General features: G+C 67.1%; 5 protein-coding genes. 3 read left to right on the plus strand and 2 right to left on the minus strand.

Annotation, left to right across the window (positions count from 1 at the left end; translation table 11 throughout):
* Positions 1-58: 58 nt before the first annotated feature.
* Both DQW50_RS10955 and DQW50_RS10960 read left to right on the plus strand, forming a co-directional pair.
* On the plus strand, positions 59-736 hold the full coding sequence (locus tag DQW50_RS10955) for a class I SAM-dependent methyltransferase (RefSeq protein WP_112079316.1): 678 nt from the start codon (positions 59-61) through the stop codon (positions 734-736).
* A 437-nt stretch (positions 737-1,173) separates the two neighbouring features.
* Positions 1,174-3,873 carry a valine--tRNA ligase gene (locus DQW50_RS10960; protein ID WP_112079317.1) on the plus strand — a complete coding sequence of 900 codons (2,700 nt, stop codon included), beginning with the start codon at positions 1,174-1,176 and terminating at the stop codon, positions 3,871-3,873.
* Between the two features lie 33 nt (positions 3,874-3,906).
* Here DQW50_RS10960 and DQW50_RS10965 read toward each other — a convergent pair whose 3' ends face one another.
* A complete protein-coding gene (locus tag DQW50_RS10965) occupies positions 3,907-4,965 on the minus strand; it encodes a quinone-dependent dihydroorotate dehydrogenase (RefSeq protein WP_112079318.1) in 1,059 nt (352 codons plus the stop codon).
* Between the two features lie 124 nt (positions 4,966-5,089).
* Entirely contained in the window at positions 5,090-5,293 is a 204-nt protein-coding gene (locus DQW50_RS10970) for an AbrB/MazE/SpoVT family DNA-binding domain-containing protein (RefSeq protein ID WP_008001971.1), read from the minus strand.
* Between the two features lie 295 nt (positions 5,294-5,588).
* Between DQW50_RS10970 and DQW50_RS10975 the strand changes: the two genes are divergently transcribed.
* A complete protein-coding gene (locus DQW50_RS10975; RefSeq protein ID WP_112079319.1) occupies positions 5,589-5,918 on the plus strand; it encodes a non-histone chromosomal MC1 family protein in 330 nt (109 codons plus the stop codon).
* The last annotated feature ends 216 nt before the right edge of the window (positions 5,919-6,134 follow it).

Consider the following 6,134-nt stretch of genomic DNA (forward strand, 5'->3'; position numbering starts at 1 on the left):
GACTTCGCCCGTGAACCGTCGTCGATCCGGTTTTCACCTCGCCGACCGTCCGACCGGTATGAGCGTCAGAGCGGAGTTCGACGAGTGGGCGGCAGTCGGCAAGGACCGCGGGATGGAGGACCGCCACTGGCACACCGCGAAACACGTCCTCGCGCGCATGCCCGTGGAGGCAGGCGACGTCGTCCTCGATCTGGGAACCGGATCCGGCTACGCGCTTCGGGCGCTTCGGGAGCGCGGGATCGGCCGCGGATACGGTCTCGACGGCGCGCCGGGGATGGCCCGGAACGCCCGGGGGTACACCGACGACGACGCGATCGACTTTCTCGTGGGCGACTTCGATTCGCTCCCGTTCGCCGACGACTCGGTCGACCACGTCTTCTCGATGGAGGCGTTCTACTACGCGAGCGACCCGCACACCACCCTCGAGGAGGTCCGGCGCGTGCTCCGTCCCGGCGGGACGTTCTACTGTGCGGTCAACTACTTCGCCGAGAGCGAGACGACCCACGCGTGGCAAGACCACATCTCCGTCCCGATGACGCTGTGGAGTCGCGAGGCGTACCGGGAGGCGTTCCGCGGGGCCGGACTGTACGTCGCCGAACAGGACGCGATCCCCGACCGGGAAACCGAGATCCCGCCGGAGTCGGCGTTCCCGACCGATAGCTGGGACAGCCGCGAGGAGATGGTCGACCGCTACCGGACCTGGGGGACGCTCTTGACCGTCGGCGTCGCGCCCTGACCGGGACGTCGGTTTCGCGGCATTGGACAGTTCCAAAGCCCCAGTCGCTCGGGTGTACGTCGTTGCTGTCGCGGTGAACAGTTCCAAAGCCCCAGTCGCGAGGACTCGATGCGCTCGCTGCGGTCCTCAGTCGTTCGCGTCGCTCACTCCCTGCGGTCCTTGTGTCGCGCGTCTTCGTCCTCCCGACTGCCCCTTTGAGTCCCACCCCCGCCCCGTACCTCACGTCTCCCCAGCCTCGTCGGCCGTCCTCCGCGTCGCTCCGGCCGGCCGACTCCACCGGAAATCGGAGATTTCCGAGCAGTCGGCGCGACGCGCCGACGACCTCGCGCGCGTTGCTCGCGCGCGCCGGATCACTTAGCACTTAGATTCGGTCGATCGCCGCGGTTCCGGCGTAACCGAGGCCGTTAAGAGGGAACCGCGGGAAATCCCACCCGATAATGCCCAGCGGAGAGTACGACCCCGACACCGCCGAGCCGCACTGGCAGCGGCGATGGGTCGACGAGGAGACGTACGCGTACCCCGACGACCCCGTCGATCCGAACACCGCGTTCTCCATCGACACCCCCCCGCCGACCGTCTCCGGGAGCCTCCACTGGGGTCACGTGTACGGCTCCATCCTCCAGGACGTCGTCGCCCGGTTCCACCGCATGTACGACAGCGAGGTGTTCTACCCCTTCGGGTACGACGACAACGGGATCGCCTCCGAGCGGCTCACCGAGCGCGAACTCGACGTCCGCCACCAGGACTTCGAACGCCGCGAGTTCCAGCGGAAGTGCCGGGAGGTGTGTCTGGCGTACGAAGAGGAGTTCACCGAGAAGATGCAGGGCGTCGGGCTCTCCATCGACTGGAACAACACCTACCGCACCATCTCGCCCGAGGTCCAGCGCGTCTCTCAACTCTCCTTCATCGACCTCTACGAGAAGGGCCGCGAGTACCGCCAGGAGGCCCCGGCGATCTGGTGTCCCGAGTGTGAGACCGCCATCTCGCAGGTCGAGACCGAGGACGCCGAACACGACTCACACTTCCACGACATCGAGTTCGGGGTCGTCGCCGGTTCGGATTCGGCCGACGACGGGGACGCGGCCGACGACGGAAACCCGGCCGACGTCCCCGACGCCTTCACCATCTCCACCACGCGACCCGAACTCCTTCCCGCCTGCGTCGCGGTCTTCGTCCACCCGGACGACGAGGAGAACCGGGAGCTCGTCGGGCGGACGGCGGCGGTCCCGCTGTTCGGCCACGAGGTGCCGATCATCGCGGACGACCGCGTCGACATGGAGACGGGCTCGGGGATCGTGATGTGTTGTACCTTCGGCGATCAGAACGACATCGAGTGGTACCAGGCACACGACCTGGACCTCCGGGTCGCCATCGACGAGTCCGCGCACATGACCGACGTCGCCGGCGAGTACGAGGGGCTCCACTCCGCGGAGGCACGCGAGGCGATCGTCTCGGACCTCGACGAGGTCGGCGCGCTGCTCGACCGGTGGGAGATCACTCACACGGTCAACGTCCACGAGCGCTGTGGGACGGGCGTCGAGTTCCTCGTGACCGAGCAGTGGTACATCGAGGTGCTCGACAAACGCGAGGAGTACCTGGCAGCCGGCCGCGAGATGGCGTGGTTCCCGGAGAAGATGTTCACCCGGTACAAACACTGGGTCGAGGGGCTCCAGTGGGACTGGCTCATCTCGCGGCAGCGCTCCTCGGGGATCCCGTTCCCGGTGTGGTACTGTGCCGACTGCGACCACGAGGTCGTCGCCGAGAGGGCCGACCTCCCCGTCGACCCGCTCTCGGACGACCCCCCCGTCGACGCCTGTCCGGAGTGCGGGGGCGACGAGTTCGTCCCCGAAGAGGACGTGCTCGACACGTGGGCGACCTCCTCTCTCACCCCGCTCATCAACGCCGGCTGGGACTACGACGAGGAGGCCGGCGAGTTCACGATGGAGCGCCCGGAGATCTATCCGATGGACGTCCGCCCCCAGGGCCACGACATCATCTCCTTCTGGCTGTTCCACACCGTGATCAAGTGTTACGAGCACACCGGCGAGGTGCCGTTCGAGTCGACGATGATCAACGGGATGGTGCTCGACGAGAACCGCGAGAAGATGTCGAAATCGAAGGGGAACGTGGTCGACCCCGACGCAGTGTTGGAGGAGTATCCGGTCGACGCGGCCCGCTTCTGGGCGGCGGGCTCGGCGATCGGCGACGACCTCCCGTACCAGGAGAAGGGGCTTCGTGCGGGCGAGAAGCTCATCCGGAAGCTCTGGAACGCCTCGAAGCTGGTCGAGTCGCTCGCGCCGGAGCCGTACCCGGTCGAACCCGACGACGGGCTCCGCGAGCTCGACCGCTGGCTGCTCGCCGAGCTCGACCGGGAGGTCGGGACGCTCACCGAACAGCTGGAGGACCGCGAGTTCTCGAAGGCGCGCGACGGGCTCCGCAGCTTCTTCTGGAACACGTTCTGTGACAACTACCTCGAGATCGCCAAACAGCGCGACGACGCCTCGGCGGCGTACACGCTCCGGACGGCCCACCGTCGCTTCCTGAAGCTGTTCGCGCCCGTCCTCGCGCACGTCACGGAGGAGCTGTGGCAGGACATGTACGCGGACGGGGCGGACACCGACGTCGAAACCGCGGCCGCGGGCGAGTCGATCCACCTCGCCGACTGGCCCGAACCGCTCGGGCTCGACGCCGACGCCGACGCCGGTCGCGCCGCGATGGCGGTCGTGGGGGCGCTCCGTCGATACAAAAGCGAAAAGCAGCTCCCGCTCAACGCCGACCTCGACGCGGTCGAGGTGTACGCCGACATCCGCGGGTTCGAGGACGACGTCACCGGGGTCATGCACGTCGACGACCTCGAGGTCCACCCGGACGCGGAGCCCCCCGTCGAGACGGTGGTCACCGGGATCGACCTCGATTACGCCACGGTCGGACCGAAACACGGCGACCGCGTCGGCGACATCGACGCCGCGATCGCGAACGGCGACTACGAGATCGACGGCGACGAGCTCCACGTCGCGGGCGTGACCCTGGAGCCCGATGAGTTCTCGATCGAGGAGGACGGACGCTACGCCGGCGAGGGCGAACTCCTCGACACCGAGGACGTCGTCGTCATCGTCCGGAACGCGATCGAAGCGTAGCGCCCTTCGTCGCGGGCTCTCCGATCGACGTTCTCACTCGAGGTCCGCGCCGACCGCGTCCTCGACCGTCTCGAAGCCGTCGCGGTCGAGTAGCTCGAGCAGACCCCGACCGATCGAGCGGGCGATCCCCGGCCCCTCGTAGACGAGCGCGGTGTACAACTGTACCACCGACGCGCCGGCACGGATCTTCTCGTACGCGCCCGCCGCGTCGGAGACGCCCCCGACGCCCACCACCGGGACGTCGGTCCGTTCGGCGACGAACCGCACCAGCTCCGTCGAGTGGTCTTCGATCGGCTTCCCCGACAGTCCGCCCCGCTCCGCGCGGTTCGGACTCTCCAGCGTGTCGGGACGTGAGACGGTCGTGTTGGTCGCGATCACGCCGTCGAGGTCGAGGTCGTCGACGACGGCGAGCGCCTCCGCGATCGCGTTCCGCGGGAGGTCGGGCGAGAGCTTGACCAGGAGGGGCGACGCCCCGGCGTCGGAGAGCGTACCCAGGATCCCCTCGAGCGCCTCGCGGTTCTGGAGCTCCCGTAGTCCGGGCGTGTTGGGGCTCGACACGTTGACGACGAAGTAGTCGCCCGCGTCAGCGACGCGCTCGTACGTGTACAGGTAGTCGTCGGGGGCCTCGTCGAGCGGCGTCGACTTCGATTTCCCGATGTTGATGCCGACCGGCACGTCCGGCATCGGCTCCCGGTCGAGGCGATCGCCGACGACGTCCGCGCCCTCGTTGTTGAACCCCATCCGGTTGATCAACGCGTCGTCCTCGCGGAGCCGGAACAGTCGCGGTCGCGGGTTCCCGGGCTGTCCCTCGGCCGTCACCCCGCCCACCTCGACGTGACCGAACCCGAGCGCGGCGAGTGCCCGCGGCACTTCGGCGTTCTTGTCGAACCCGGCGGCCACGCCGACCGGGTTCGGAAACGAGACGTCGAACGCGTCGACCCGCAGTCGGTCGTTCTCCACCACGTACCGTTCCCGGAGCGCCGACTCCACCGGCGTGTCCTGTACGCCACGGAGGACGCGGTGTCCCGCGGTGTGTGCCGTCTCGGCCGGCAGCGCGAACAGCGCCGGCTTCACGAGGTCGTAGAGGCCCATCGGTCGGTTCTCGTCGTGGACCCGTATCAATCCGCCGACCCGAACCGGGTCGACGGATGGGGCTCACCACCGCGTGCGGGATCGGCCGGAGTAAGGGACGGGGACGGGACGACCCGCGATGGCCTCAGAAGTCGTGTTCGAGTTGTTCGGGGTCGGAGTCGGCCTTCTGGATGATGATCTTCCCGTCGCGGACGCGAACGAACACCTCGTCGCCGATCTCCATGCCGGCGACGGCGAGTTCGTCCTCGTGGAGGTTCACGTGAACGTTGTGGTACTCCCCGTCGTCGTCTTTGGCGCCACTGGGGCTGAGCTTCTTTTTGCGGACCATCGCGGATGTATGGCTCGCACTTCGCCACAGGAGACATATAAGTGTTGTTTACCTCTACCCGGCGTCTGTCCCCTCGTTCGGGTCGAGTCCGGTCGGCGCGTCGGTTCCTCGGTGAGTGCCCGTTCTCTACGCCCGTCCTCTACGTTCCATCCGATCCCGCGTTCGTGTGGTCTCCGCTACCGCCCGAAACCGTCGTCCCCCGTGGCGATCCCTTATAAACAACGTGCCGCCCAGTTTTCATTTCGCCGATATATTTATTACAGGCTGTGTGTTGAGTTGACATGGAGGTAAAACCATGGTACGTGAAGACGGTAAGCGAAACTTCGCCCTCCGGGAGGAGGACGGGTCGGAACCGAGCGAGTTCTCAGGAAACATGCCGAGACAGGCTGCACTCAAAGCAGCCCGGACCCTCGAGCCCGCTCCCTCCGAGGAGGAGGCGGAACGAACCACGATCAGGCTCCGTGAAAAGGGGACGAAAAAGGTCCACGAGTACGAGGGCTGGGCGTGGAAGGCGAGCGCTCCCGAGGTCGACGAGGCCGACGAGGACTTCTGGCTCAACGACCTCGACGACATCACGAAGGCGAACGTCTCGAAACAGGGTATCGAACACCTCGACGAGGAGTAACCAGTCCGTCCCGTCAGCCGTCGATCCCCGTTTCTTTGGCGCGCCCGTCCCGTTCCGACGAGCGGAGTGGCTTCCCCTCCGTAGCGTGGAGTGCGTCTCGGAACCGTGAAGCTCCGTCCTTGGCGAGCCGGTCCGGTCGAGGCGGACGAGTTCGCTCGCGGCATGAAACCGCATGACGTGGCGGGTTCGCTTCGACGGGGTTAAGTGTTCACCGCG

The sequence above is a fragment of the Halorubrum sp. 48-1-W genome, from assembly GCF_003287355.1.
GTDB lineage: Archaea > Halobacteriota > Halobacteria > Halobacteriales > Haloferacaceae > Halorubrum.

Bases quoted from the DNA above. Each gene is read 5' to 3' on its own strand.
- DQW50_RS10955 (WP_112079316.1), top strand. From the start codon at position 59: ATGAGCGTCAGAGCGGAGTTCGACGAGTGGGCGGCAGTCGGCAAGGAC.
- DQW50_RS10960 (WP_112079317.1), top strand. From the start codon at position 1,174: ATGCCCAGCGGAGAGTACGACCCCGACACCGCCGAGCCGCACTGGCAG.
- DQW50_RS10965 (WP_112079318.1), bottom strand. From the start codon at position 4,965: ATGGGCCTCTACGACCTCGTGAAGCCGGCGCTGTTCGCGCTGCCGGCC.
- DQW50_RS10970 (WP_008001971.1), bottom strand. From the start codon at position 5,293: ATGGTCCGCAAAAAGAAGCTCAGCCCCAGTGGCGCCAAAGACGACGAC.
- DQW50_RS10975 (WP_112079319.1), top strand. From the start codon at position 5,589: ATGGTACGTGAAGACGGTAAGCGAAACTTCGCCCTCCGGGAGGAGGAC.